This window comes from Rhizobium sp. LjRoot254 (assembly GCF_964254105.1).
GTDB lineage: Bacteria > Pseudomonadota > Alphaproteobacteria > Rhizobiales > Rhizobiaceae > Rhizobium_E.
The window spans coordinates 1,573,888-1,598,004 of sequence record NZ_CAXUSM020000001.1; the positions used below are offsets into that span (position 1 = coordinate 1,573,888).

The following is a 24,117-nucleotide window of genomic DNA, read 5'->3' on the forward strand; positions in this document are numbered from 1 at the left end:
TATGCAATCAATCAAGAAAATTGACGGAACGTTGCTGGTCGATGGCTTCGCGGATATCGTCGGCGACGTAGCGCGGAAGGCGCGAAAGCTCCCGGCGCAGAAGGGCGTCCTGACGTGCCTTGCGGGCATGCCTCGCCCTGGTTTCGAAAAAGTCGGCGACGGCCGACGGCGTGATCTTGAGCAGTTTCATTGGTTTTCTCCTTCAAATTTTCTCAGCGTCCGACTGAGAACGTCTTGACCTTGCCCTTTATTTGATGTTCAATCAAACGAAATGATCTGATGTTGTCATTCAGAAAAATTGATGGAGGATGTGATGGCGAATTCTCTCCCGGCGGCTCTGCCCGTACTCGAACTCGACATTATGAAGACGTTCATCGCGATCTCGGAGACCGGCAATTTCACAACCGCCGCCGAGGCCGTTTTCCGCACACCGTCGGCGGTTTCGATGCAGATCAAGAAACTGGAGGATACGCTGCGTGTGCCGCTCTTCCGGCGTGACGCGCGCTCGGTGACGCTCACCCATCATGGCGAGATACTGCTCTCCTATGCCAAGCGGATGATCTCGCTCAACAATGAAGCAGTGTCGCGATTCGTCGTGCCGGAGATGAACGGCATCGTGAAACTCGGTGCGCCTGACGATATCGGCGAACTGATGTTGCCGGGCATTCTCAAGCATCTCTCGGAGACTTGGCCGCAGCTTGCCATCGACGTGACGATCGAATCCTCGGCCAATCTTCATCGCGGTGTGGAGGAGGGGCGGCTCGATCTCACGCTCTATAATTTCCTCAATGCGGTGCGCGCCGATCCCGCCGAGAGGGTGATGACGGAGCGGCTTGTCTGGGTCGGCAAGAAGCACGGCCAGGCACACCTCAAGACGCCGTTGCCGGTGTCGGTGTGGGATAGCGGCTGCATCTGGCGCACCAAGGCGCTGGAGGAACTCACCAAATCGGAGATCGAATTCCGCATCGCCTATTTCTGCGGCAGCCATATGGGCCAGACCGCAGCAATCCGCGCCGATATCGCGATTGCGCCGCTCGCACGCTTCCTGGTGCGCGACGACATGGTCGTGCTCGGCGAACGCGACGGCCTGCCAGACCTCGGGTCATATGACATCGGCCTCGCCGTGCGCCAGGGCGCATCCCAGCCTGCGCTCGCGGTGGCGGACTATATCCGTAGCGCGCTGGGCGACCTGGATATGCAGCCGGCGGCGGTGGCGGCTTGAGTCTGCCTGACTTGTCAGCTTCTGCAATTGAGACTATGTTAGCCAAACAAGGAACTTTGGCTAACGAGGAATGTCATGGCTCACAGCGCAGCCCATAGGAAAGAGTTGCCGGAGCACCTCGACGAGAAGGCTCCAACGCCGCGCGTCAATGCCATCATGGGAGATGCCGAGCGTCAGGGTTTTCTGAATACAAATGAGAGCCGGATCACGGCACGCCTAAGCCGCAAGATGGTCGACGCCGCGAAGCTTAAGACCGGCATCACGTCCGATTCCGAACTCGTGAAATTCGCGATCGCGCAGATCGCGACGGAAGATCCGTTCAAGAAGGTTTTCAAGGAGTTGCGGGGCAGCATCGATCCCGACGTCGACTTGGAATTCTGACGTGGTCGATATCGACGTCGGCAGCGCCTTGCGCTGGGTGAGCAGGTTTCGCGGCAAGACACTGGCGAGACGGCCAACGGAATTGTTGCCTCGGTTACCTGATGAGCCTGACGATCGGATTTATCTTCTTGACACCTGCGTCTATATCGACAGCTTTCACGATAGGTTCGCGCTTGAGGTGGAGCGCGTCATCGACGAGGTCGCACACTATCATTCGACCTGCGCGGTCCAGGAACTATTGCTTGCTGCTGGCCAACTCAACCCGGATGACGTCCGAACGAAGCGAAATATTGCTGATATCAGGGAGGTGATCGCGGCAATCACGCCACAGCGGCTCTTCCATCCTGATGCTGATACGATTGTGCGGGCTGGCCTGCTTGCCGGCACGCTCGCTCGTATGCAGGGCTATGGCAAGGAGCATCGCGCCCGTGCCGTCAACGACTGCACGCTTTTCCTGCAATCGCAGAAGCTTGGCACAACAGTGCTTACCCGCAATTACGCCGATTTCGACATAATGCTTCAGATGATCCCATCGGGCCGCGTGTTGTTCTACTAACGCTCCCGGCGCCGTCTCCGCCCGCCGCCGTCTTCGCCACCACCCGTGGTGATCAACTTGCGCTCCGGTAGCGTCACGACCTTGGCAAGTTCGGGGAAGGCGTCCACTTTGTTGGGCATGGCCATGGCGTCGATGAAGAGCTGCTGGAAATGCGGTTCCAGCGCGGTCTCGATCTTCTCGATCTTCGAGACCTGTTGTTCGATCTCGCGGCGGTGCTCGCGATTGAGCAGCGCCATCAGCGCGCCGGTTCCGGCGGCGTTGCCGACGGCCTTGACCTCGGCGAGGTCGCAGTCGGGGATCAGGCCGAGGACCATGGCATATTTGGGATCGATGAACGAGCCGAAGGCGCCGGCGAAGCGGATCATATCGACCTTCTCGACGCCCTGCTTTTCCATCAGCAGTTTGATGCCGGCATAGAGTGCCGCCTTGGCAAGCTGGATGGCGCGCACGTCGTTCTGGGTAACGGTTATGCGCTGTTCACCATCGCCACGCAGGAGATAGGAGAAAGTACGGCCGTTGGGGATGATGCGCGGGCTCTTCGCGGCCATTCCACCATCGACCACGCCGTCTTCGGAAATGATGCCCGAGAGATACATTTCGGCCACAACCTCGATGATCGCCGAGCCGCAAATGCCGGTCACGCCGACAGAGGCGGCTGCTTCCTCGAAGCCATCTTCATCCGACCATTTGTCGACGCCGATCACCCGGAATTTCGGCTCCAGCGTCACCGGATCGATGCGAACGCGCTCGATCGCGCCGGGCGCGGCGCGCTGGCCCGATGAAATCTCGGCGCCTTCGAACGCCGGACCGGTGGGCGAGGAGGCGGCGACGACGCGCTGGCGGTTGCCCAGCACGATTTCGGCATTGGTGCCGACATCGACCAGCAGCATCATCTTGTCCTGCCGGTACGGCCCTTCGGAAAGGGTGGCGCCCGCCGCATCGGCGCCGACATGGCCGGCGATGCACGGCAGCAGGTAGACACGCGCGCCGCGATTGACCTTGATGTCGATGTCATGCGCCCAATATTGCAGCGCGCCTGAGACGGCGAGCGCGAACGGCGCCATGCCGAGTTCGGTCGGGTCGATGCCGAGGAACAGGTGGTGCATGATGGGATTGGCGACGAAGACCATGTCGAGCACGTCGTTGCGATCGACGCCACCTTCTTCGCACACCTTGCCGATCAGGCCGTTGATCGCCTCGCGCACGGCGACGGTCATCGCCTCGCGTCCATCCGGGTTCATCATCACGTAGGAGACACGGCTCATCAGGTCTTCGCCGAAGCGGATCTGCGGATTGGATGTACCCGAGGAACCGACGATGCGGCCGGACAGCAGCGAAACCAGATGCATTGCAATGGTCGTCGAGCCGATATCGCAGGCGATGCCATAGGCTTCGTTCTGCAGCCCGGGGTATAGCGCTATGATGAACGGCCGCGAGGAATCCATGTCGCGATGGATGGCGGCGGTCACCCCCCAGTTGCCCTTTCGCAGGATGCCCTGCACTTGAGGAATAAGGTGAGGCGCAATCAGCAGGTCCTTCCAGCCCCAGTCCTTTTCGAGCATGAGCTTGAGTCGGTCGAGATCGCCCAGCGGCTTGTGCATGTCGGGCTCTTCGATCTCGACATAGCAAAGCTGGACGGCGGCGTTGCGCTCGATCACGCGGTCCGTCGCGGCCTTTCGGACGACCTGGGCGTTGACGACCGTATCCTGCGGCACGTCGATGACGAGGTCGCCGAGGATTTCGGCCGAACAGGAGAGGCGCCGGCCCTCGGGCAGCCCGCGCACCCGGTCGTAGCGGTCTTCCTTGGCGCCACGCGCCGTGATGTGATCATTGGACGAGACGATCTTGTGCTTGGCGAAATTGCCTTCCTGCACCACGACCTGACAGCGGCCACAGGTGGCGCGCCCGCCGCAAACGCTTTCGACATAGACGCCGAGCTTGCGGGCCGCTTCGAGCACTGGCGTGCCAACCGGGAAGCGGCCACGCTTGCCCGAAGGCATGAACAGGACGAGGGGGTCTTTGTGTGTGCCTTCGGTCATGTTGAACTCATTCTCGGCGGGGCCGTCAGTGCGCATTTTAAGTCTTCTTTCCCGGATACAGTCCATCAGCAGACTGCACCCTCATCGCCGGGGACAATGTCCAAATCCCGACATGCAAATATCACCCTGCAGCTTTTGTGCAGGGTGATATCGTATTTCAACCAGTTTTTCGCCCGTCGATCAGGCCGATACGCGAGCCGCGCGTCCACCACGACGGCCAGGAGCCGCCGACGACGCTGCCGGAGTCGGTGCCTGCGCGGCGCCGCCTTCGGCGGGCTTGTAGTCGCGATAGGTCTTGATCCAGTGGGTGCAGTTCGGGTCAGTGCCGTTGAGCACGTTGGCGGCGCGGACAGCTTCCATTTCCTGCGGGCGGCAGGGGTTCATGATCGCCGAGGTCATGCCGGCGCCGATGACCATCGGGATGAAGCCGCCATTGATGCCGTGGCGATGCGGAAGGCCGAAGGAAATGTTGGAGAGGCCGCAGGTCGTGTTGACCTTGAGTTCCTCGCGCAGGCGGCGGAGCAGCGCGAACACCTGGCGGCCGGCATCGCCGAGTGCCCCGATCGGCATGACGAGCGGATCGACGACGACGTCTTCCGGCTTGATGCCGTAGTCCATGGCACGCTCGACGATCTTCTTGGCGACGGCGAAGCGGACATCCGGATCCATCGAAATGCCGGTCTCGTCGTTGGAGATCGCGACGACGGGCACGTTGTATTTCGCGCAAAGCGGCAGGATGGCCTCGAGCTTTTCTTCCTCGCCGGTTACCGAATTGATCAGCGGGCGGCCCTTGGCGACCTTGAGCGCGGCTTCGATGGCGGCTGTCACGGAGGAGTCGATCGCGAGAGGCACGTCGACCAATCCCTGGACGATTTCGAGAGTCTTGACCAGCAGGCCCGGCTCGGTTTCGTTCGGGTTGACCGAGGTGACGCCGGCATTGACGTCGAGCATGGTCGCGCCCGCGGCGACCTGTTCGAGCGCATCCCTGATCACGGTGTCGAAATTGCCTTCGATCATTTCGGCGGCAAGCTTCTTGCGGCCGGTCGGGTTGATACGCTCCCCGATCACGCAGAACGGCTGGTCAAAGCCGATGATGATTTCCCGGGTTGCGGAGGCGACGATAGTGCGGGTCATTTGTTTTCCTTGGTGGCTCGGGACATGGCGGCTTCTTAAGTCGCTGTTCTGTTGAAGGCAAGTTTGGTGGGGGCGCTCAATCCATCGAGTGATCGACGAGTGTGTCCGGGGTTTCTTCCAGCATCTCGCGCATGTCACTGCGCGGCGTCCGTTTCCAGGGCGTGCGGCCCTTCAAGACACCGGATTCATGGACGATCTCGGAGACGTACTCTTCCTGGCGATACGCCATGACGTGGATGCCCGAAACGCCCTCGATTTCCTTGACCTCGTTGATGATGTCGATACAGAGCTGCTTGCCTTCCTTCTTCTGATCCTGAGCGCCTTCGAGGCGCGCGATCACGGAATCGGGAATGTGGATGCCGGGCACGTTCGAGCGTATCCATTTGGCGGTCTTGGCCGATGCCATTGGGCCGACGCCGACCAGGATGAAGCATTTCTCGTGCAGTCCGAGATCGACAACCCTCTTCATGAAATCCCTGAACATGGGAATGTCGAAGCAATACTGGCTCTGCACGAATTGTGCGCCTGCCTCGATCTTCTTGCCCAACTGTAGTGCCCGGAAGTCGTACGGCGGCGCGAACGGGTTGACGGCCGCACCCAGAAATACCTTCGGCGGCGTCGTCAGCTTGCGGCCCGACAGGAATTTCGAATTGTCGCGCATGATCCGCACGGTCTCGAGCAGCGACATGCTGTCGAGGTCGAAGACCGGCTTGGCGCCCGGCTGGTCGCCGGCCTGTACGCCATCGCCGGTCAGGCACATGATGTTGGCGACGCCCATCGCCGCCGCGCCCAGCACGTCGCCCTGGATGGCGATCCGGTTCTTGTCGCGGCAGGCGATCTGCATGATCGGCGCATGTCCCATGCGCGTCAGCAGCGCGCAGATGCCGACCGACGACATGTGGCAGTTGGCGCCCGAGGCATCCACGGCGTTGATGCCATCCACCCAGCCCTCGAAGATCGCGGCGCGCTCGTAGACATCCTCCGGATTGGCACTGTCCGGCGGGTTGAGTTCGGCGGTGACCGCGAATTCTCCCCGGCGAAGCACGCGCTCCAGGCGACCGAGGGAGGAATGGCCGGGCAGGGGGTCGAGCGGCAGGTGTGGGCCAAGCGGGTTTTCGTCGATATGGACCATGGCGCTCAGGCGTCCTTCTTGTTCGACGCTTCGCGCGCGGAAGCGGCGAGCGCGGTTACGCGCAGCCAGGCCGAGGTCTCGCGCAGCGACTGGTCGACCGGCTTCTGCACGTCCATGATCTTGTCGCCATGCACCATATTGCGTGATCCCTCCCAAGCCTTCACCCAGACACACGGCATGTCGGGTTCGACCTCACAGTTTCCGTTTGCCCGAACGCCTCCGCAGGGGCCGTTGCGGAGTTGCTTGGGACAGTTCATCGGGCAGCTCATGCCGGTCGAGGACAGCACGCACTGGCCGCACATGCGACAGTCGAACATCAGGCCCTTGACCCGCTTTTCGACGAATTTGATCGGGGCTTCGACGCGGCCGTAGCCGATCTTGTTCCACAGCGGATGAAGTAGCAGGAACATGTCGGCGAACTTGCCGTAGAACCATTCGAGCATGCGCGAATGCCGAACCGACCACAGCCGGATCGAATAGCTGCGCTTGCGGCGGCCGATGGCCGATACGCCTGATGGCGTGTAGGCGCCGGCCTTGGCCTTGGCGCCGGGGCTCGCATTGCCGGGTTTGGCGTCAGCCATTGTCCCGCCCTCCCGCCTTGACCAGTGCGATCAGGCGATCGCGGTCATAGGCGGCTTCGAGTTCGGCCATGGCCTTGTCGGCTTCGGCTTCGAGGTCGTCGGAGACCGGGGTCGGTTCGGCCTTGCGCCATTCGGCGAGATAGTCATCGGTCTCGGCGGCGCCGGTCCGCATGGCACACATGTCGATCGCCTCGGTGAAGCGCAGCGAGAGCTCCCGCTTGGCGTTGGTGCGGCCCTTCTTGATGATGACCTGCGCGGGAATATCGCGCCAATAGACGATGATGCGGTCTGCCATGAAAATCGGTACTCCCTTTTCCGGCACAATGGTCGGGAAAGGTAGAGTTTGCACGGCTAGGCACGACGTCGCAATCGCCTTATTGCGACAGGGGGATTCTCGCTGTGGATTGCAGCGCTTTCGCGGCCGCTTTTCACATGAAGAAGTTGCGAAACCCGTCCCAATAGTGGGGAATCTGGCTGATGAAAAAGGGGATGTTGGTGATGATCTCGTAGCCCACGAAGCTCACGATGACACCGAAGATGCCGCCGACGACGACACCCGCCCCCATCAACAGCCCGTCGCGTTCAGTCAGTCCCAGGCCCACGAGCGCGAGCGCCAGCGACGGTCCCATATTGCCGAGTGGGATGGGGAGGAAGACGATGAGCGCCAGCACCAGAGCGAAGATTCCCAGCACGCGTTCAACCATGCGGTTGCCGCTGAAGAAACGCGGCTTGATGAAGCGTTCGGCCTTGTTCATCCAAGGGATGAATTTGTCGAGAACTGCGGAAAAAGCCTTGTTGTCAAAGGTGTATTCGCGCAGGCGCCTGGGTAGCCAGATCGTGTCCAGGCGCGAAAACGCCATCTGGCAAGCGATGAAGATGAGCGGCAGGCCGAGGATGAACGTGGCACCGGGTGGCAGCGGCACAAGATTGGGAAGACAGAAGACGACGAGAAAGGCGCCGAAAGACCGATCGTCCATAGCATGGGCAATCTCGCCCAGGCTGATCTTGTCGCCTGCCTTGGCGGAAACGTGGCGCAGCAATTCCGAAAGCTTCTCTGGCTTTTCACCGGCAATCTTATGACCCAAGCCGAGATCCATTTCTACTTCCGACACAACACACCCGTCTTCCATTTCCGTTCAGCTTATCGCGCATATATTTATGTCACGTATATCAAGCCAATACGACAACGGATCATGAATGGTCTTTATTTGCGGCAATTGCCACCGTCATATTGTCACGCAGGCCGTGATAATCAAGCCGCAGCGCCAAGCAGGGCAGGCGTCAGGTCGCCATAGCCGGTAAAGCGGTATTCATAGTCGAGCTTGAGATAATCGGCAGCCCATTTGGCCTTGCGCTGCAGGTCCTCGTCCTCGGTCTGGGCGAGATAGACGATCTTTGTATAGTTGCCGAACACCATGTCGCGCAGTTCAGGGTGCTTGTCGAGCTTCAACGGTTCGATCACGAAAGCCTCGAACTGCCGGGTGATCAGGTCTGTCAGGTAGAAGGCCGTGAATTCCTTGTCGCATTCGGCGAGGAACTTCTCCGTGCCGGTGAAGAAGGCGTAACAGTGCGGCCCGGCAATGCGCTCGATGCCTTCCTCGGCGCAGATCTTGTCCAATTCGCCCTGGGTGCCGCATTCGGCATAGCCGATATAGATGTGCTTGATGCCCTCGGCGCGTGCCTCGGCGATCTTGGTCCGCATGGCCGGAGCGATCTTTTCCGGATGCACATGCCAGAGCGCCGGCAGACATTCGAGTTCGAGATGATCGAGCCCGTTGGCGTTCTTGATGGCGATGATCTCTCGGGCGATCGCGCCGCAGGCGATCACTCGTACTGTTTCGTGGCTCTGGACATCCGTCGACATGGTGGTCTTTCCCAAGCTTGCCTTGCCAATATAGTCACGCTTGAGGCCATTGAAAATGTCGTCCGCGTCATTTGCTGGCGTCAAAGGAACGGATTGTTGTTGTTGCGGCGTGTTTTCAATCGGTTGAGGCGAACCAAATCGCATTTCATGCGTTTAGTGCCCGGTGCAATCACTGCCGGGTTTTGTAAGCGTGTTGCCCAGTCATTGGCCGGGGCGCGACCGCGCTTCGGATCTATCTATAATACGATTGGAGATCACGGTCATGAAGACATCCACCAAGATCGCGGCAGCCCTTCTGGCGGTCCTGATGCTGGCATCTTGCGGCAACACCATCCGTGGCGTGGGTCGCGATACGTCCAATGCGGTCGATGCGACGGAAGACGCGGCCAAGGACGTCGCGGAATGACGAGAAGGCTGGATTCAACTGGAGGCAAATGAAATGATCAATCTCACCACACGTGTCGCTGCTGCACTTGTTCTCGTTCTGGCGCTCGCCTCATGCGGCAACACCATTCGTGGCTTCGGCAAGGATGCATCGAACACCGTCGATGCGACGGAAGACGCTGCGAAGGATGTCACCAACTAGGCTGAAACGAAAACTGGCCGCGCGTTACCCGCAGCGGCCAGGCTTTTATTCTCAATGCTGAAACCGCTCAGGCGCCGGCAGCATGCACGTTGTGCTTGCGCTTGATGTATTCCTTGGCCGTTTCCACGGCAATTGCCGCGTCGCGGCAATAGGCGTCGGCGCCGACGGCCTTGCCGAATTCCTCGTTGAGCGGCGCACCGCCGACGAGAACGACGTAATCGTCGCGGATGCCCTTTTCCTTCATCGTGTCGATCACGACCTTCATGTAGGGCATGGTCGTGGTCAGCAGCGCGGACATGCCGAGGATATCTGGCTTTTCGCGCTCGATTGCGTCGAGATAGTTCTCGACCGGATTGTTGATGCCGAGGTCGATGACGTCGAAGCCAGCGCCTTCCATCATCATGCCGACGAGGTTCTTGCCGATGTCGTGAATGTCGCCCTTGACGGTACCGATCACCATCTTGCCCTGCTTCGGCGCGCCGGTGGCGGCGAGAAGCGGACGCAGGATGAACATGCCGGCCTTCATCGCGTTGGCCGAAAGCAGCACTTCCGGAACGAAGAGGATGCCGTCGCGGAAGTCGATGCCGACGATGCGCATGCCTTCGACGAGGGCTTGCGTCAGAACATCGTATGGTACCCAGCCACGCTCGATGAGGATATTGGTGCCCTCGATGATCTCTTCTTTAAGGCCGTCATAGAGGTCGTCGTGCATCTGCTGCACAAGTTCTTCGTCCGAGAGCTCGGAAAGAATGATGTCGTCGTCTGCCATGGCGATCCTCGTCGAGTTTTGGGAATCCGCAGTTTGCCGTAAACCGCATTCGACCATTACAGTTAGCGTCTGGGGTTTGCAAAGCGTTTTCGAAAACGACGCGTGCTGGACTGATTTACGACGATGCGTCAATCGTCTTTGAAAGGGTTGACGATTTTAAGGCCGTCGATGATCTGGCCGTGGTGGAGGTCTTCGGTGAAGAGTGTATCGCATTTGGCGATAAGCGCCGCGGCGATGATGGCGCTGTCCCAGTAGGAGAAGTGGTAACGGTTAGACAGTTCGAGAGCCTCAAAGAACAGATCCACGCTCATATCGACGACACGAAGTCGCCGGAGACCGCGCACGATCTCCTGAGCGATATCCAGATCGAGGCGGTGCGGCCGGGTTGCACGCGTAGACTGAACATAAAATTCCTGCAGAACTTGCACCGACACGACGCAATCGTCTCTGTTCAGCAACGCCTCGGCAACGTCACGCTTACCACGTTCAGACGGATCTAGACTTTTCGCATAGATGAGAATGTTGGTATCGAGAAAGCGCGGGATTCAGCGCAGCTTTCGATCATAAAGATCCTCGCGCGGTATGTTCTCGCTTGCGCTGAAATACTTGATCCTCTTGGTCGCCTCCATCTCGAGCTGCCGCAGCCTCTCGAATTCCTCGGCCGAGACCGGCGACGACGGAGGGGAGCTCGCTTCGATCAATGCAGATTTCGCAAGTTCGGCGACGGACGTATTCTTCCGTTCCGCTGTCTTTTCAACGCGGTGATAGGTATCGTCATCCAGGGCAAACGTGATGTTTCTCATTCGGGAAGCATAACATGTCAGCGTTGGATCTGGAAGCATGCCCGCCCATGCCGCAATCAGGCAAATGCGTCACTTCGTTTCCAGCGCACACATTGGCGCTTTGAGGAATGTTCCTTTTGCGGCATTGTTTAGGATCGCCGTGAACATTTCGGCCCCTCAGGCCCAAAATCACAAAGAGGAAGCAACCATGGACCAGACGACAGACCAGGCAGAAGGCGGCGGCCGCCGTGGACGAGGTGCTGCCGCCCGCCGCGCAGCACGCACGGGCGGCGGTCCGGGCGCGTCGCTTCCCTATATCACCCGCAGGATCCGCGAATACGAGGTGCTGGAGGAAGAAGGCCTTGAGCTCATCGAACGGAATGCCGACCTCATCCTGGAGGAAATCGGCATCGAGTTTCGTGAAGACGCGGAAGCACTGGCGCTGTGGAAGGAAGCTGGCGCCGATGTCAGGGGCGAACGGGTGCATTTCCCCAAGGGCCTCTGCCGCGAACTCCTGAAAACCGCGCCACCGGTTTTCACCTGGCATGCACGCAATCCCGAGCGCAGCGTACAGATCGGCGGCAAGGCGACCGTCTTCGCGCCGGTCTATGGCCCTCCCTTCGTGCGCGACCTAGACGGCAACCGCCGCTATGCCACGATCGAGGACTTCCGCAATTTCGTGAAGCTCGCCTATATGGCGCCGTCAATGCATTCCTCGGGCGGCACGGTCTGCGAACCGGTCGATATCCCGGTGAACAAGCGCCATCTCGACATGGTCTACAGCCATATCAAATATTCGGACAAGCCGTTCATGGGTTCGGTCACCGCGCCGGAACGCGCGGAAGACACGATCGCCATGGCCAAGCTGGTGTTCGGCGATGACTTCGTCGAGAACAATTGCGTCACGCTCAACCTGATCAATGCCAATTCGCCGATGGTGTTCGACGAAACCATGGTCGGCGCGCTCAAGGTCTATGCCCGCCACAACCAGGCGACAGTGATCTCGCCGTTCATTCTCTCGGGCGCTATGAGCCCGGTGACGGTGACCGGTACGCTGACGCAGATCCTCGCTGAAGTGCTGGCCGGTGCATCGTTCACCCAGCTGATCCGCAAGGGCGCGCCCGTACTGTTCGGCACGTTCGCAGCCTCGATCTCGATGCAGTCGGGTGCGCCGACCTTTGGCACTCCGGAACCGTCGCTGGTCTCTTACGGCGCTGCGCAATTGGCACGCCGCCTCGGTCTGCCGTTCCGTACCGGTGGCTCGCTCTGCGCTTCCAAGGTGCCGGATGCGCAGGCAGCGCATGAATCGGCCAACACACTGAACATGACGCTCCTGGCAGGCACGAATTTCTCGCTGCATGCGGCGGGCTGGCTCGAAGGCGGCCTAGTGTCGTCCTACGAGAAGTTCATGATCGACCAGGACCAGCTCGGCATGATGCAGAAGATGGCCGAAGGCGTCGATCTCTCGGAAAATGCCCAGGCGCTCGACGCCATCCGCGAAGTCGGCCCCGGCAGCCATTATCTCGGCTGCGCCCATACACAGGCCAACTTCCAGACCGCCTTCTATCGCTCCGCGCTCGCCGACAACAATTCCTTCGAACAATGGGAAGTCGAAGGCGCCAAGCGGATCGAGGAACGCGCCAATGCGCTTTGCAAGTCCTGGCTCGACCAGTACGAGGCGCCGGAGCTGGATCCCGCGATCGATGAAGCGCTTCTGGCTTACATCAAGCAGAAGAAGGACTCGATGCCCGACGCCTTCACCTGAAAGGGTCCCGAAGCCAGGGAGAATGGCGGACGGTATCAGGTGGCCGACTGGATACAGCGGGACGTTTGGCGCCCGCATTACAAGCCGCCTGGCCGGACATAATGGGCAAGGATGAGACCATAATCGAACAGATCCGTGCGGCGTTCTCGCCGCACGGAATTTTTTTGCGCGGTGTCGTGCATTTCGCCGCCGACGGGCCGGAGATATCAGGGGGCAGGGCGCGGACGGTCGTGCTGCTTGGCAATATCGGCGGCTCGATCTGGCCGGCATTCTCGGCTTGGCGGCAAAAGAACGAGAATGTGGCCGATCCACTGGACATGTGGTCCGTCGAGGTCATCCGGCCGGTCGCCGAGGCCATGGGCGGGACCGCATGGTTTCCCTCGGAGAGACCCTGGCAGCCGTTCCAGCAATGGGCGATGCGTGCCGAGGGATTGAGGTCGTCGCCGCTCGGCGTGCTGATCCATCCGGATTATGGATTGTGGCACGGTTATCGCAGTGCGATCGGATTTGAGGAGCGGATCGATTTCCCCGAGCCGATGCCAAGGTCGCATCCCTGCGACCGCTGTCCCGACAAGCCGTGTCTGACCACCTGTCCGGCTGACGCGGTGACCGGGGACCATTTCGACGTCCCAGCGTGCCGCACCTATCTCGCGGGAGAAGGCGACGGCACTTGCATGCAGGGCGGCTGCATCGCCCGCAATGCCTGCCCGGTAGGGGTTGAGTACCGCTATCCCGCGGAACAGTTGCGTTTTCACATGGCGACACTGAGCCGCTGACTTGACATTTCGCCACTTCGAACTCAGGTTATATATAACCGGAGTTTTCAAGATGACGGCGACGAACAAGCGCGAGCAGAATAGACAAAAGGCCGCAAGCTACCGCGAGCGTCAGCGCGCGAAAGGCCTGAAGCTCGTGCAACGCTGGCTGCCCGATACCAAGTCCAAGGAGTTTCTTGAAGAGGCTGCGCGGCAGTCGAAGATCGCGGCGGCGAGTCCCTATGCCGCCGAGGACCAGGCGTGGGTTGATTCCGTATCCTGGTTCAACGATCCGGCCAATGACGAGAGGTGAGGTCTGGACCGTTTCAGGTGCCGGCTACGCCGGCAAGCCAAGGCCGGCTCTTATTATTCAAGATCATGCCTTCTCGTTTCTGGATTCCATAACGATATGCCCGATCACCTCCGACCCTGACAATTTGGAGCTTTTCCGCATCGATCTACTGCCGAGTGATGAAAATGGCCTACGGCTGCGATCACACGTTATGGCCGACAAGATCGTCACACTGCCAAAAAGCCGCCTCGGTAAACGCATTGGCGTCCTTGATGTCGACGACCTCAAACGCGTCGAAACCGCGATCATGATCTTCCTGGGTCTAACCTGACCACCAGCCGCTGACGCCGTTGGCTCATGAATATATGCAGGATCACCGCGAAAAGCACGATCAGTCCGCCGGCGAGCGTCTGCGGCCCGGCTTTCTCACCGAAGGCCAGCCAGACCCAGAAGGGCGAGAGCGGCGTATCGATCAGTGAGATCAGGGCCGTTTCCATGGGTGGCAAACGCCTGGAGCCGAGCGAATAGAGCGTCAGGCCGGCCGAGGCATTCAGCAGGCCGAACAGCACGAGATAGACCAGATGCGTCGGCGTGACCGCCGAGAGTTCGGCGAAGGGCAGCACGATGACGCCGCTGGTGAACGAGGCAATCACCGCACCTGCCGCGATATTCACCGAGCGATATTTCCGCACGATGATGATCGAGGCCGCCATGCTGGCCGTGCCGAGAAAGGATAGTATGTCGCCGAGCAGCGCGCCGTCGTTCGAGAATCCGACCATGATCACCACGCCGACCATCGCAATGGCACTGGCGAAGATCGCTTCCCGCGACGGCAGTTCGCGCACGAAGATGAAGCCGAGCAATGCCGCGATGAAGGGCAGGGTGGCGAAGATCACGGCGTTGTGTGCAATCGAGGTCTGGCCGAGTGACGAGACGTAGCAGATCGTGCCGAATATGTAGTTGACGATGTAGAGCGCATCGGACCAGCCCATGTTGCGGAACTGGCTGGTCCAGGTTTTCGGGGCAAAGGCGATGATGATCGCCAGCATGCCGACCGCGCCGAAGATGCCGCGCCCGGCGATCATCGTGGGATAGTCGAGCGCGATCAGCCGCGTGAAGAAGCCGGCGCTGCTCCAGGTGACCGCGCCTGCGGTCACGAAGATGATGCCGAAGAGATGTTCGCGGCGTGGATCCATCATGCGTGCGCCGGCACGGCCCTCCGCTGGCTCGCGACGATATGGGCGATCACCGCGGCGAAGACCATGCCGCCGCCGATGATCGTGTTGAGGTCCGGCTTTTCGTTGAAAGCCAGCCACACCCAGAGCGGCGCCATGGGCGCGTCGAGCGCTCCGATCAAGGCGGTCTCGACGGCCGGCAGTTTCTTGGAACCAAGCGCGAAGAAGGCAAGGCCCACCGCCGAGTTGGTGAGGCCGAAAAGGGCGAGCTGGAAAAGCTGGATGCCGGTCACGTCGAGCGGCGCGCCGAGCGGCCAGCAAATGGCGCCGGAGATAATGGCGCCGATGCAGGCCGAGGCCATGGCGGACATCTCAGGATTGCGCCGCATCAGGACGATCGAACAGGCCATGCAGCAGGTCATGCCGAACGCCAGCAGGTCGCCAAGCAATCCGCCATCCGATCCGAAGCCGACCATCAGGATGACGCCGAGAACAGCGAAAATGCTCGAGATCATCGCGCTACGGCTCGGATACTCCTTGAGGAATATCCATCCGAGGAAGGCTGCGAGAAAAGGGATCGTCGCGTAGATCACCGCACCATGGGCGACGGATGTGTGTCCCAGCGAGGTGATGAACATGATCATCCCGGCGACCGTCAGCGCGATATAGGCGAGCTCAGGCTTGCCGATCCCGGCGAATTCCCGCCACCAGTGGCGACCTCGGAAGAGGACGACGACGATCAGCAGGCTCGCCGCCCCGAAAATGCCGCGCCAGGCGAGCAGCGTGAAGCTGTCGAGCGGGATCAGCCGGGTGAAATAGCCGGCAAGGCTCCAGGCGACGGCGGAAATCGTGACATAGAGCAGGCCGAGTTGATAATCGCGGCGGGGGTTCATGATGGACCTGATGATTTGGGCGAGGCGATTCCGAGAGTTAGAATCCACCCCGAGGGTTGTACATAAGGGTGATGGAGGGGCTGACTGAATAATTTGGCCCCTTGCCCAAATAATTTCACGCCTGACCCCAAGCTTTTGTCAGGAGCAAACGTCTTACACCTAGGGTCAGGGTTTACCGAACATGCCGAAATGGATTGATTTGGCGCCGCTGACCCCGGGAACGGTGTGAGAGGGATGGCAGTTGGAACCCGAACTGATCAGAAAGGCAATTGGCGGCGACGCGCAAGCCTTTGGACAACTGATTGAAATACATTATGATTTCATACATGCCACGGCGTGGAAATGGACGCGGAGCCGTGCCGATGCCGAAGATATCGCGCAGGACGTCTGCGTCCGACTCGGCAGTGCCATAAGATCGTTTCGCGGCGAAGGCCGCTTTCGCACCTGGCTTTATGCGCTGGTGCTGAATGCGGTTCGCGATCTCGCCCGCAAGGCGGTGCGCGAGCGCCGCAAGACCGAGGAATGGAGCCAGGACCCGGCCATGCATGCCGACGGGACCCAAGAGGACGACATGCAGGAAATCTGGACCGCCGTGCAGACGCTCTCGCCCAAACAGCGCGACGCCGTCATGCTGGTTTATTCCGAGGGCTTCGATCACGGTGAGGCGGCGGAAATACTCGGTTGCTCGGAACCCACGGTGTCCTGGCATCTGCACGAGGCGCGCAAGCGTCTGAAGATCATTCTCGGCCGTGAAGTCGCGTGAAAGGAGGCGAGCCAATGGAAGAAGACCTGAAGAAGCTCGGCCGCATCGCCACCCCGAAGCCCTCGGACGAAGCTCGTGCCCGCGCGATGAACGCTGGCATGGCCGCATTCGAGGCCGAGAAGAATTTTTCGACAGCACCCCAAGGAAGTGAAACGTCACGTCGTCAAAGCTCCATCGCAACCGCTTTATGGAGCCTGTTCATGTCCCGCAAATTGATGCTCGCGAGCTCGGCGCTCGCAACTATTCTGATCGTGCCCACCGCTGGGTATGTCACCTATCAGATGATCAACGACAGGACGATCACGCTGACCGACGTTCCCGTTCTCGATACCAAGAAGCAGGATGAGGGGCGCCTGCGCCAGGAGAAGCTCAAGAGCGAGCAGACCGCCGGCAAGCAGGAGGTTCAGAACCAGGTGCAAGCCGACGATAAATCGGTCGAACAGCCAGAGATTGCCGACCTGGTCACCAAGTCCGAGCCCAAACCCGTCATCGCCGAGGAAACGGCCGACACATCGGGTGGGCGCGCCGACACCGAATCCATGGTGCCCGGCGAGGAGCAACGCCTCGCTGCCGCGCCCAAGGATGCCGACGACGCATCGGCCGCGACAAGCGAGATGGCCGAACCCGAGGTCGATGCCCTGGTTGCCGCAAAGCCGATGACCGTGCAGCCGACTGGACAGCTCATGCGCAAGAAGGTGCTGGGCGGTGCCACGATGAACGAAGGTATCGTCGCCCAGCCGCCGATCTTGCTGCCCGAGGAAACCGGCGACCGTTTCACGTCAAAGGATGTCAATCCGGTGAAATCGGTGGTCTCGGAGCCGGTCTCCACCTTCTCGATCGATGTCGACACGGCATCCTACGCCTATGTGCGCCAGTCGATCATGAATGGCGGCCATCTGCCGGAGCCCGACAGCGTCCGCGTCGAGGAGATGATCAACTATTTCCCCTATGACTGGAAACCGCCGGAAAGCGCGAAGGAGGCCTTCAAGGCCAATGTCACCGTCATGCCGACGCCGTGGAACGCCAATACCAAGCTGATGCATATCGGCATCAAGGGTTACGACGTGCAGCTTGGCGAACAGCCGCCGGCCAATCTCGTGTTCCTGATCGACGTATCGGGCTCGATGGACGAGCCGAACAAGCTGCCGCTGCTGAAGAGCGCGTTTCGTCTGCTGGTCAATACGCTGAAGCCATCGGACACGGTATCGATCGTCGTCTATGCCGGCAATTCCGGCACGGTGCTCGAGCCGACCAAGGCATCCGAGAAGCAGAAGATCCTCGATGCCATCGATAATCTCTCGCCGGGCGGCTCGACCGCGGGTGCGGAGGGCATCGAAGCGGCCTACAGGCTAGCGGAAAAGGCCTTCCAAAAGAATGGCGTCAACCGCATCATGTTGGCGACCGACGGCGACTTCAATGTCGGCTTGTCGAGCGATGACGAATTGAAGGCGCTGATCGAGAAGAAGCGCAAGACGGGCATCTTCCTCTCCGTCCTCGGTTTCGGCACCGGCAACTACAATGACGGCCTGATGCAGGTGCTGGCACAGAACGGCAATGGCGTCGCGGCCTATATCGACACGCTGTCGGAAGCCCAGAAGACTTTGGTGCAGGAGGCGACAAGCTCGCTCTTCCCGATCGCCAAGGACGTCAAGATCCAGGTCGAATTCAACCCGGCCAGGATCGCCGAGTATCGCCTGATCGGTTATGAGACCCGTGCGCTGAAGCGCGAGGATTTCAACAACGACAAGATCGACGCCGGCGAAATCGGCTCCGGCCATCGGGTGACAGCGATCTATGAGGTGACGCCGGTCGGCAGCCCGTCGGTGCTCAACGACGACCTGCGCTACGCCGAGAAGAAGGAAAAGCCCGAGGCTCCTGTCGTGACCGATGCCTCCGCATCCGACGAGCTCGCCTTCGTCAAGATCCGCTACAAGCAGCCCAATGAGGACAAGTCGACCCTGATCACCATGCCCGTCAAGGCATCGGAGGAGAAGGCCAATGTGGATGCGGCGGCGCCCGATGTGCGGTTCTCGGTGGCGGTGGCGGCCTTTGCCCAGAAGCTGAAGCAGGAAGCCCAGGTTTCGGATTATTCCTGGGATCAGATCGAAGCACTGGGCTTGGCCGCCAAGGGCGATGACCGCTACGGCTATCGCGCCGAATTCCTCAAGATGGTCGAACTGTCCAAGAGTTTGAAGGGCGAGTAACCCCGTTCCCAACGCGGGCCGGTCCGTTCCCGGCCCCGTTACTCGCTCGTCACGCCCTCTCCCTGTCCTCGCGGGGAGGGGGTGAACTGCGTTTCACGCTTTCGGAAACGCTTTTTCCATGCCGCCGGATTTATCCAGCCCATCGCGGAAGGCATGGAAAGCCGGGTGCTGCGAGGATTTGCCCACTTCGTTGAGCCGGATCTGCAGCCGGGCCGGGGCATTGGCGCCGATCCATTCGCCGATGCGTTCCAGCTTCAGCGAGTTGAGAAACTTGGCCTCGGCCGACTTGTCCAGCCACAGCCGCAGTCCCTCGAGCAGGTTGTCGTCCTGCACCGGATTTTCCAACAGAAGCTTCAGGAATGACTGATCGGCCTCGGCGAAGCTTGCGAGCCTGTCGGCGACGGCATCGCGGTCGGGGAAGGGGGCAGCTGTCATGTCCGCAACCTCAGCTCCAGACGAAATCGTTGGTCGAAAGCGACTCGCGGTTCGCGCCGGTGAGGATGATGATCATGTCGTCGACATTGTCGCCATCGATATCGACATGCAGCATGCGGCTCGCATTGTCGAACCACGCTTCGGAGTTTGCGCCTGCAGTCGAGTAGCCTGCCGTGGTCGAGTAGCCGAATGTACCGGTCTGCAGCCCCTGGAACGAGATCTTGTCTTGCGAAGGCACGAAATCGCTGATCGTATCGGTCACGCTCCCACCGTTAGATTGGGCGGTCGCCGTGAAGACGAAATAATCCACGCCGGCATCGCCCGACACCCTGTCGACGCCGTTGCCCATGTAGATCGTGTCGTCGCCGTTGCCGAGCGAGGTATTGGTGTTGGCGGAACCGGTCAGCACGATCTTGTTGATACCGCTGCCGCCATTAATGTTCTCGACATTGGCGAAGGTCGCGGTGCCCGCGCCGGCGAAGAGTATGAAATCCTCGCCGCCGCCGAGATCGATGACGGCGCCGGCATAGTTGGTTGCGAGCGTTATCGTGTCAGCCTCGCTGCCGCTCGTGATGGCCTCGACACCGGTCAACGTCGCCGTGACACCTTCGATGAAGGTAAGGGTGTCGGTGCCGTTGCCGAGCGAAATGCTGCCGACGAAATCGGTGTTGACGGTAATCACGTCGGTGAAGTTGCCGCCGGTGATGGATTCCGCACCGCCGACAGTCACGGTGTTGTTGCCATCGCCCAATATCAGCGTGTCGGAGCCTGAGCCGAGACTGATCGTCGTGGCCTGGGCCGAACCGGAGATCGTGATGCGGTCATCGCCGCTGCCTGAGGTGATGGTCTCGATCCCGGCGAGTGTGACGGTGTTTCCGGATGTCGCCAGTTCGATACTGTCGATCCCGGCATCGAGATTGACATAGCCTGTATAGGTCGCGGAATTGATGACGATGACGTCGGAGCTGATGCCGCCCGATATGCTTTCGACGCCCGCTGTGGTCAGGGTATTGTTGTCGAGCGCATAAAGCGCCAGCCGGTCGCCGCCGTCGCCAAGATTGATATGGGCGCCGGTGATGGCTGACATGAAGGTGATGAAATCGCTCGCCGAGCCACCCGAAATCGACTCGACGCCGGACACGTTGGCAGTGACCGATGTGTTGCCGGTCCATGACAGAATGTCGTGGCCGCCGGCGAGATTGAGCGAGGCGATTGCGCCGGAGCCGCTGATCGTCAAGACGTCCGTGTCGGCCGAACCGACGATGGTTTCCGCCCCGGTGACGGTCAGCGTACCGCCGTCTGTGAAGCTCAGATAGTCGTTGCCGAGGCCGAGGCTGACCGTGCCGCCCGCCCAGCCGTTTTTCAGGATGATCCGGTCATCCTGGGTGCCACCGACGATCGTCTCGGCGTTGACGATGGTCGCCGTGTTGGTGAAATTGGCGAAGGAGACCTTGTCGTCGCCGTCGTTGAGGTCGATTTCGCCTGAGATATAGGCCTGCGAGAAGGTAATGACATCCGAGCCCCAGCCGCCCGCGATCGATTCGATACCGTTGACGGTGATGGTCGCGCCAGAGGCGTCGATCTGCAGCATGTCGTTGCCGCCGCCGAGGTCGATCGTGCCGCCCGTATAGGTCGCGCCGAGGATGACGAGATCGTTGCCGGCACCGCCGGTCACCGTCTCGACATTGATCATGGTGACCGTATTGCCGCCGGACGACAGGATCAGCGTATCGTTGCCGTCGCCGAGATCGATCTCCGCCGGTGTGGATGATGCAAGCGTCACCTTGTCGTTGCCAAGCTTGCCGAGAATGGATTCGACATTGGTCGCGATGACCGTGCCTCCGAGATCGCTGAATATTAGGCTGTCGTTGCCGCCGGCGAGATCATAGCTGCCCGAGGGCAGGGACAGATCGACATAGATCGTGTCGTTGCCGGTACCGCCGGCCACGGTTTCGACATTGGCGACCGTGACGGTGTTGTTGCCGCTGGTCAGCGTCAGCAGGTCCAGGCCGCCCTTGAGATCGATATAGACCGCCGTTGCTTCGCCCTGCAGCGTGATCATGTCGGCCGAGCTGCCGCCGACCACGCTTTCGATGCCGGAGATCGTCGCGGTGTTGTTGAAATTGCCGAGCGTGAGAAGATCGAGGCCGTCGCCGAGCAGAATGGTTGAGCCCGTCAGTCCGCTTGCGACATAGACCGTGTCGGCGCCCACGCCGCCCACGACCGTCTCGACATTGCTGATCGACACGGTGCCGCCGCCGGCGTCGAGCGTCAGCTGATCGGCGCCGCCGCCGAGATCGACGACCATCATGGCGGGAACCGCTGCGAGTGTGATGAGATCGTCCTGGCCGTTGCCGATGAGCGTCTCGACACCCTTGATGGTGATCTGGTTGATCCCGACATTGCCGAGCTTGAGTGTATCGCTGCCTTCGCCGAGATCGATCTCGCCGTTGAATGTGCCGCCAAGCGTCACATTCTGATTGCCGGCGCTGCCGATGATGGTTTCGGTATTGCTGACGGTGATCGTGATGTTGGACTCGAGCGTCAGTGAATCGCTTCCGCCGCCGAGATCGATGCGCATGCCGGCCTGGTCGCCCGTCACGGTGACGACATCCGACTGGTTGGTGCCGGTCATGGTCTCGACATTCAAGACGGTCAGCGTCGTGCCCGAGTTCACCGCGCTCATGTCGAGCGTATCGATGCCTGCCCCGAGGTCGATCGTGCCTTCGGTAAGCATGCCCTGAATGGTCACCGTGTCGGCGGAGCGTCCGCCGGTGATGGTCTCGACGCCGTTCATCGTCACGTTGTTGACGAAGGCGCCGAGCGTGATCCGGTCCTTGCCCTCGCCGAGCGCGATGACGCCGTTGGTCAGTGCCGAACCGAAGGTGATGGCGCTCGCGCTGTCGCTGCCGGTCGAGGTGATGACTTCGACATTGAGCACGGTCAGCGTGCCGCCCCCATCGGAGAGATCGAGCGTATCGACGCCGTCGCCGAGATCGATCGACAGGCCCACGGCGGCGCCGGAGATGTGGACGAAGTCGTCGCCGGCCTGGCCCTTGATGCTTTCGACGCCGGCCACGGTCAGCGTGTTGCCGGCCGAATGAAGGACGAGCGTGTCGGCACCGTTGCCGAGATCGATGGTGAATTCTCCCGATGCAGGCTGCGCGCCGAGCGTGATATGATCGCTGCCGCCGCCGCCGATGATGGTTTCCGTGCCGGAAATCGTCAGCGAGTTGGTAGCCGTCGCCAGCGTCAGGATGTCCTGGCCCGCGCCGAGGTCGATCATCGCCTTGGTCAATTGTCCTGACGCCGTGACCGTGTCGTCGCTCGATCCGCCGACCAGCGTTTCGACGCCGGCGATGGTGATGGTGTTTTCGAAGTTTCCGAGCGTCAGCTTGTCGCTGCCGGCGTCGAGGTCGATCTTGCCGCCGGTGAGCTGGCTGGTGATGGTGATGTCGTCGCTCTTGCTGGATGCGGTGATGGTCTCGACATTGCCCAGCGTCAGCGTGTTGTCGAATGCGCCAAGCGTCAGCCTGTCATCGCCTTCGCCGAGGTCGATCGTCAGGCCGTTGGCCTGGGTCGACAGGGTGATGACGTCGTTGGCGGAGTCGCGGCCGAGGATCGTCTCGACATTGCCGATCGTCATCGTGCTGCCGGCCTCGAAGAGCACGAGCTGGTCGAGGCCATCGCCAAGCTCGATCCGCATGCCGGCCGACGTCGTCTCGAGATAGACCGTATCGCTGCCCGAGCCGCCCATCACCGTCTCGACGTTGAAGACCGAAACGACGTTGACGAAATCGCCGAGGGTCAGCTTGTCCTTGTTGCCGCCGAGGTCGATCTCGGCATTGTCGGCGCGGGCGCTCAGCGTGATGATATCGATGCCGGTGCCCGCGACGATCGACTCTGCGCCCGCTACCGTCAGGCTGTTGGCGAAATTGCCGAGCCGCAGCCGATCGGTTCCGGCGCCGAGATTGATGGTGCCGCGGGTGAAGAGGGTGGAAATGGTGATTTCGTCGCCGAAATCGCTGCCGGTGATGGTTTCGATGTTGAGCAGTGTCGCGGTCGACGACATCGCGAATGTGATCGAATCCTTGCCGCCGGCCAAGTCGATCTTGCCTTCTTCGTATTCGCTGGCGATGTGGACGATGTCGCCCGAGCTCGATCCGATGATCGTCTCGACATTGAGCAGCGTGAGCGTATTGGCATAGGCGCCGAGCACGACCTTGTCGCTGTCCTCGCCGAGATCGATGTAGATGCCTTGCGCCTTCGAGCCGAGGATGATCGATTCCTTGCCGCCGGCGCCGATGATGGTTTCGACGTTGGAAATGGTGGCCGTGCCGCCGTCGTCCGAGAAGGTCACGCGGTCGTCGTCGCCGCCCAGGTCGATCTTGCCAAAGGTGATCCTGGTCTCGAAGGTCACGAGGTCGATGCCGCTGGCGCCGCCGATCGATTCGATGTTCGAGACCCGGACAGTGTTGCCGGTGCCCTGCATTCTGAGGCGGTCGACGCCGCCTTCGAGGTCGAGTTCCTGGTTGCGGATGGAATTGGAAACCGTGATGAAGTCGATGCCCCTGGTGCCCGTGACATTGTCGATGTCGCCGACTGTCCTTGTCGTGGAGTTCGCTCTGGGGGCTGTCCTGGATTTGGCCATCGTCATGATCTCCTGCGCGTTCGCGAGCCGGGCGTCATGCCGACTCGCATCGATTGCAGCCTTGGGGGCGCTTCTGATGCAGGGTCTTGATAGGCGGTGAAACTTTAGCGGGGCTTGTCCAAACGCAAATTTAAGTTG

26 protein-coding genes are annotated in these 24,117 nt (G+C 60.7%); 11 read left to right on the forward strand and 15 right to left on the reverse strand.

The window, feature by feature from the left end; translation table 11 throughout:
* Positions 1 to 7: 7 nt before the first annotated feature.
* Positions 8 to 190 carry a hypothetical protein gene (locus ACSQ26_RS07615; protein WP_436007822.1) on the reverse strand — a complete coding sequence of 61 codons (183 nt, stop codon included), beginning with the start codon at positions 188 to 190 and terminating at the stop codon, positions 8 to 10.
* A gap of 123 nt (positions 191 to 313) precedes the next feature.
* Between ACSQ26_RS07615 and ACSQ26_RS07620 the strand changes: the two genes are divergently transcribed.
* The 3 genes from ACSQ26_RS07620 to ACSQ26_RS07630 all read left to right on the forward strand — a co-directional run bounded on the left by ACSQ26_RS07620 (position 314) and on the right by ACSQ26_RS07630 (position 2,159).
* Positions 314 to 1,222 carry a LysR family transcriptional regulator gene (locus tag ACSQ26_RS07620; protein WP_436007824.1) on the forward strand — a complete coding sequence of 303 codons (909 nt, stop codon included), beginning with the start codon at positions 314 to 316 and terminating at the stop codon, positions 1,220 to 1,222.
* Between the two features lie 75 nt (positions 1,223 to 1,297).
* Positions 1,298 to 1,603: a hypothetical protein gene (locus ACSQ26_RS07625; protein WP_436007826.1), complete on the forward strand. Its 306-nt coding sequence runs from the start codon at positions 1,298 to 1,300 to the stop codon at positions 1,601 to 1,603.
* A gap of 1 nt (position 1,604) precedes the next feature.
* Positions 1,605 to 2,159, forward strand: coding sequence for a type II toxin-antitoxin system VapC family toxin (locus ACSQ26_RS07630; RefSeq protein WP_436007828.1), 555 nt, complete (start codon positions 1,605 to 1,607; stop codon positions 2,157 to 2,159).
* On the opposite strand, the gene ACSQ26_RS07635 is transcribed toward ACSQ26_RS07630, so the two are convergent.
* The 7 genes from ACSQ26_RS07635 to ACSQ26_RS07665 all read right to left on the reverse strand — a co-directional run bounded on the left by ACSQ26_RS07635 (position 2,156) and on the right by ACSQ26_RS07665 (position 8,909).
* Positions 2,156 to 4,198: an ASKHA domain-containing protein gene (locus ACSQ26_RS07635; protein ID WP_436015151.1), complete on the reverse strand. Its 2,043-nt coding sequence runs from the start codon at positions 4,196 to 4,198 to the stop codon at positions 2,156 to 2,158. The two genes, ACSQ26_RS07630 and ACSQ26_RS07635, sit on opposite strands and share 4 nt — an antisense overlap.
* Positions 4,199 to 4,378: 180 nt before the next feature.
* A complete protein-coding gene (locus ACSQ26_RS07640) occupies positions 4,379 to 5,332 on the reverse strand; it encodes a methyltetrahydrofolate cobalamin methyltransferase (protein ID WP_436007830.1) in 954 nt (317 codons plus the stop codon).
* Between the two features lie 76 nt (positions 5,333 to 5,408).
* Positions 5,409 to 6,464, reverse strand: a complete 1,056-nt coding sequence (locus ACSQ26_RS07645) for a methylenetetrahydrofolate reductase (protein WP_436007832.1) — start codon at positions 6,462 to 6,464, stop codon at positions 5,409 to 5,411.
* 5 nt (positions 6,465 to 6,469) lie between these two features.
* A complete protein-coding gene (locus ACSQ26_RS07650; protein ID WP_436007834.1) occupies positions 6,470 to 7,045 on the reverse strand; it encodes a methylenetetrahydrofolate reductase C-terminal domain-containing protein in 576 nt (191 codons plus the stop codon).
* The gene (locus tag ACSQ26_RS07655) at positions 7,038 to 7,340 is read right to left on the reverse strand and encodes a virulence factor (RefSeq protein WP_258162586.1); all 303 of its coding nucleotides are present in this window, start codon (positions 7,338 to 7,340) and stop codon (positions 7,038 to 7,040) included. The genes ACSQ26_RS07650 and ACSQ26_RS07655 overlap by 8 nt, the downstream gene beginning before the upstream one ends.
* Before the next feature lie 133 nt (positions 7,341 to 7,473).
* Positions 7,474 to 8,142, reverse strand: a complete 669-nt coding sequence (locus ACSQ26_RS07660) for an exopolysaccharide biosynthesis protein (RefSeq protein WP_436007836.1) — start codon at positions 8,140 to 8,142, stop codon at positions 7,474 to 7,476.
* 155 nt (positions 8,143 to 8,297) lie between these two features.
* A complete protein-coding gene (locus ACSQ26_RS07665; protein WP_436007838.1) occupies positions 8,298 to 8,909 on the reverse strand; it encodes a DUF1638 domain-containing protein in 612 nt (203 codons plus the stop codon).
* A 262-nt stretch (positions 8,910 to 9,171) separates the two neighbouring features.
* Here ACSQ26_RS07665 and ACSQ26_RS07670 point away from each other — a divergent pair, with 262 nt between their 5' ends.
* On the forward strand, positions 9,172 to 9,315 hold the full coding sequence (locus tag ACSQ26_RS07670) for an entericidin (protein WP_436007840.1): 144 nt from the start codon (positions 9,172 to 9,174) through the stop codon (positions 9,313 to 9,315).
* A gap of 33 nt (positions 9,316 to 9,348) precedes the next feature.
* Positions 9,349 to 9,495, forward strand: a complete 147-nt coding sequence (locus ACSQ26_RS07675) for an entericidin (RefSeq protein WP_436007842.1) — start codon at positions 9,349 to 9,351, stop codon at positions 9,493 to 9,495.
* A gap of 67 nt (positions 9,496 to 9,562) precedes the next feature.
* On the opposite strand, the gene ACSQ26_RS07680 is transcribed toward ACSQ26_RS07675, so the two are convergent.
* The 3 genes from ACSQ26_RS07680 to ACSQ26_RS07690 all read right to left on the reverse strand — a co-directional run bounded on the left by ACSQ26_RS07680 (position 9,563) and on the right by ACSQ26_RS07690 (position 11,067).
* Positions 9,563 to 10,264: a corrinoid protein gene (locus ACSQ26_RS07680; protein ID WP_436007844.1), complete on the reverse strand. Its 702-nt coding sequence runs from the start codon at positions 10,262 to 10,264 to the stop codon at positions 9,563 to 9,565.
* 128 nt (positions 10,265 to 10,392) lie between these two features.
* Entirely contained in the window at positions 10,393 to 10,809 is a 417-nt protein-coding gene (locus tag ACSQ26_RS07685) for a PIN domain-containing protein (RefSeq protein WP_436015153.1), read from the reverse strand.
* Complete coding sequence (locus tag ACSQ26_RS07690) at positions 10,810 to 11,067, reverse strand: hypothetical protein (protein ID WP_436007846.1); 258 nt, start codon at positions 11,065 to 11,067, stop codon at positions 10,810 to 10,812.
* A gap of 187 nt (positions 11,068 to 11,254) precedes the next feature.
* Here ACSQ26_RS07690 and ACSQ26_RS07695 point away from each other — a divergent pair, with 187 nt between their 5' ends.
* From ACSQ26_RS07695 to ACSQ26_RS07710, 4 genes are all read left to right on the forward strand, one after another.
* Entirely contained in the window at positions 11,255 to 12,811 is a 1,557-nt protein-coding gene (locus ACSQ26_RS07695) for a trimethylamine methyltransferase family protein (protein ID WP_436007848.1), read from the forward strand.
* A gap of 101 nt (positions 12,812 to 12,912) precedes the next feature.
* Positions 12,913 to 13,587, forward strand: a complete 675-nt coding sequence (locus ACSQ26_RS07700) for a ferredoxin (protein ID WP_436007850.1) — start codon at positions 12,913 to 12,915, stop codon at positions 13,585 to 13,587.
* A gap of 52 nt (positions 13,588 to 13,639) precedes the next feature.
* On the forward strand, positions 13,640 to 13,879 hold the full coding sequence (locus ACSQ26_RS07705; protein ID WP_436007852.1) for an antitoxin MazE-like protein: 240 nt from the start codon (positions 13,640 to 13,642) through the stop codon (positions 13,877 to 13,879).
* Positions 13,866 to 14,189: a type II toxin-antitoxin system PemK/MazF family toxin gene (locus tag ACSQ26_RS07710; RefSeq protein ID WP_436007854.1), complete on the forward strand. Its 324-nt coding sequence runs from the start codon at positions 13,866 to 13,868 to the stop codon at positions 14,187 to 14,189. Before ACSQ26_RS07705 ends, ACSQ26_RS07710 begins: the two co-directional genes overlap by 14 nt.
* Here ACSQ26_RS07710 and ACSQ26_RS07715 read toward each other — a convergent pair.
* Together ACSQ26_RS07715 and ACSQ26_RS07720 are read right to left on the reverse strand one after the other, a co-directional pair.
* A complete protein-coding gene (locus ACSQ26_RS07715; protein WP_436007855.1) occupies positions 14,164 to 15,057 on the reverse strand; it encodes a DMT family transporter in 894 nt (297 codons plus the stop codon). The two genes, ACSQ26_RS07710 and ACSQ26_RS07715, sit on opposite strands and share 26 nt — an antisense overlap.
* Complete coding sequence (locus tag ACSQ26_RS07720) at positions 15,054 to 15,926, reverse strand: DMT family transporter (protein ID WP_436007856.1); 873 nt, start codon at positions 15,924 to 15,926, stop codon at positions 15,054 to 15,056. Before ACSQ26_RS07720 ends, ACSQ26_RS07715 begins: the two co-directional genes overlap by 4 nt.
* 241 nt (positions 15,927 to 16,167) lie before the next feature.
* Between ACSQ26_RS07720 and ACSQ26_RS07725 the strand changes: the two genes are divergently transcribed.
* On the forward strand, positions 16,168 to 16,689 hold the full coding sequence (locus ACSQ26_RS07725) for an RNA polymerase sigma factor (RefSeq protein ID WP_436007857.1): 522 nt from the start codon (positions 16,168 to 16,170) through the stop codon (positions 16,687 to 16,689).
* 14 nt (positions 16,690 to 16,703) lie between these two features.
* Positions 16,704 to 18,893: a vWA domain-containing protein gene (locus ACSQ26_RS07730; RefSeq protein WP_436007859.1), complete on the forward strand. Its 2,190-nt coding sequence runs from the start codon at positions 16,704 to 16,706 to the stop codon at positions 18,891 to 18,893.
* 93 nt (positions 18,894 to 18,986) lie between these two features.
* Here the strand turns inward: ACSQ26_RS07730 and ACSQ26_RS07735 are convergent, their stop codons facing one another.
* Entirely contained in the window at positions 18,987 to 19,328 is a 342-nt protein-coding gene (locus tag ACSQ26_RS07735; protein WP_436007861.1) for a hypothetical protein, read from the reverse strand.
* A gap of 10 nt (positions 19,329 to 19,338) precedes the next feature.
* Positions 19,339 to 23,979, reverse strand: a complete 4,641-nt coding sequence (locus tag ACSQ26_RS07740; RefSeq protein ID WP_436007863.1) for a beta strand repeat-containing protein — start codon at positions 23,977 to 23,979, stop codon at positions 19,339 to 19,341.
* Between the last annotated feature and the right edge of the window lie 138 nt (positions 23,980 to 24,117).